This is a genomic window from Arthrobacter sp. Y3225116, from assembly GCF_059091245.1.
This window is the reverse complement of the sequence record NZ_JBNHGL010000350.1, coordinates 1-2261: the sequence shown is the minus strand read 5'-3', so window position 1 is coordinate 2261 and position 2261 is coordinate 1. Positions and strand designations below refer to the sequence as shown.

At 70.1% G+C, this 2261-nt stretch carries 2 protein-coding genes; both read right to left on the bottom strand.

Annotation, left to right across the window (positions count from 1 at the left end):
- Positions 1–130 precede the first annotated feature (130 nt).
- On the bottom strand, positions 131–799 hold the full coding sequence (locus tag AC5RV2_RS17200) for a response regulator transcription factor (RefSeq protein WP_494067432.1): 669 nt from the start codon (positions 797–799) through the stop codon (positions 131–133).
- Positions 796–2261: sensor histidine kinase (locus AC5RV2_RS17195; protein WP_494093347.1), on the bottom strand; the 1466-nt coding region annotated here is incomplete at its 5' end. The genes AC5RV2_RS17200 and AC5RV2_RS17195, both read right to left, overlap by 4 nt.

The following is a 2261-nucleotide window of genomic DNA, read 5'->3' as shown; positions in this document are numbered from 1 at the left end:
CGGCGTGGCGCTGTCGCTGGTGGCCGGAGCGAAGACCTCCGGGGAGGGTGACGGGTGGCAGCAGGACGCCCGGCAGCGGCTTGCCATCGCCGAGGACCTGGCCGCCGGCGCGGCCTGACCGGACCTTGCCTCAGGCGTCGGCGACGAGGCGGTAGCCCATGCCGCGGACGGTGGCGAACTTCTCCGCCCCGAGCTTGTTGCGCAGGTAGCGGACGTACACGTCCACTATGTTCGAGCCGGGGTCGAAGTCGTATCCCCAGACCCGCGAGAGCAACTGCTCGCGGCTGAGCACCTGGCCCGGATTCCGCAGGAAGGCCTCGGCGAGGGCGAACTCCCGGGCGGAGAGATCCACCTCCCGCCCGCCGACGCTGGCCCGCCGGGTCCGCAGGTCCAGGCTCAGCGTGCCGCTGCCGAGGATGGCCAGGTCGGCCGGCTGCGCCTCGGAGCGCAGGCGCAGCCGCACCCGGGCCAGCAGTTCCTCGAACCGGAACGGCTTGGACATGTAGTCGTCCGCACCGTTCTCCAGCCCGGCAACGGTGTCGTCCACCGAGCTGCGGGCGGTGAGGATGATCACCGGGATGTCGTTGCGGCCCTCGCGCAGGCGGCGCAGCACGGTGAAGCCGTCTTGGTCGGGCAGCCCCAGGTCGAGGATGGCCAGCTCGAAGTCCCCGGTCATGGCCAGATGGTAGCCCTCCCGCCCGGTGCCGGCGACGGTGGGCACGTAGCCGGCGGCCTTCAGGCCCTTGGCCACGAAGGAACTGATCCTGTCCTCGTCCTCAATGATCAGAATCTGGCTCACGCTGTCTCCTCCTTGTCTGCGCCCGCCTCCGGGCCGGTGAGCACGACCGTGAAAGTGGAACCGGCGCCCGGCGCCGAGGCCAGTTCAACGCTGCCGCCGTGCGCCGCGGCGATGGCGCTGACGATGGTCAGCCCCAGTCCCGAGCCTTCCGCCCGCGTCCCGTTGCTGCCGCGTGCGAAGCGGTCGAAAATCCTGCCCTGGTCCTCCGGGAGGATGCCCGTGCCCTCGTCCCTGACCCACAGCCGCAGCTCGTTGCCGCGCACGGCCGAACCGATCGCCACCGTGGACCCCGGCTCGGAGAATTTCACGGCGTTGGCCGCCAACTGCAGCCAGGCCTGGGTGATCCGCCGCCCGTCGAGCGGCCAGCGGGTTTCGGCCCGTGCATCGACGGTCCAGCGCTTGGCGCCCAGCGGCCGAGCCTTGTCCAGCACGTCGTCGGTCAGCTGCCCCACCTCGACGTCGGACGGGCTCACGAAGCCGGGACGTTCCGCCTTGGCCAGCAGGACCAGGTCGTCGACGAGCAGCCGCATCCGGTCCAGCTCGTCCAAGGCGATGCCGCGCACCGACTCGACGTCCGCCGGGTCGCGCGGGTCCTGCAGTTCCAGGTGGCCCTGCAGGATGGTGATGGGAGTGCGCAGTTCGTGTCCGACGTCGTCCAGCAGTTGCCGCTGCGCCGTCATGGATGCCTCCAGGCGGTCCAGCATGTCGTTGAAGGTGCGGGAGAGTTCGGAGATGTCGTCGTTGCCGCTCACCGGGATGCGCTGGGTCAGGTCCGCGTCGGTGATCCGCTGTGCCGTTTCGCGCACCAGCCGGATGGGTGCCAGCAGCCGGCCGGCCACCTGCCAGCCGACGGCGCCGATGAGTACCAGCGAACCGAACCCGATCAGTGCGTAGGTCAGGAAGATGTCGTCAAGTTGCTGCAGCTCGGCGTCGTAATCGTAGGCCAGCACGAACGTGCTGTGGGCGGGGTCGGAGGAGAGCTGCACCGGCACGGTGACCACCCGGTACGTCGTGGTCGACGTCTCCATGGTGCTGAGCACCACCCGGTCGGACGCAGTTGCGTCCGGGCCCAGCAGGGCTACGAGTTCGGCATCCCGCTCGAGCCTGAGCCGCACGGACGGGCTCGCCGTGTATGTCACTTTCCCGTCGACGAGGCCAAGCATGCCTTCGTTGGCGGAGGGAAGCGTCCGCTCCATCGCCAGGAAGACCAACCGGCTGGCCTGCGTGAAGGGTTCGCCCGTGTCCGGGTCGATGCCTGTCGCCGCCAGCGTCTTGAACTCGCTGACGCTGCGCTGCAGCGAGTCGTCCACCCGCTGGATGATATGGGAGCGCTGCAGCGCGAACGCCACCGATCCGGCGACCAGCAGGCCCAGGGCCGAAAGGGCGAGCACGGCGGCCAGTACCCGGACGCGGACGGACAGCCCGCCCGCCGGCCTACGCACGGCCGCCGGACAGGATGCGG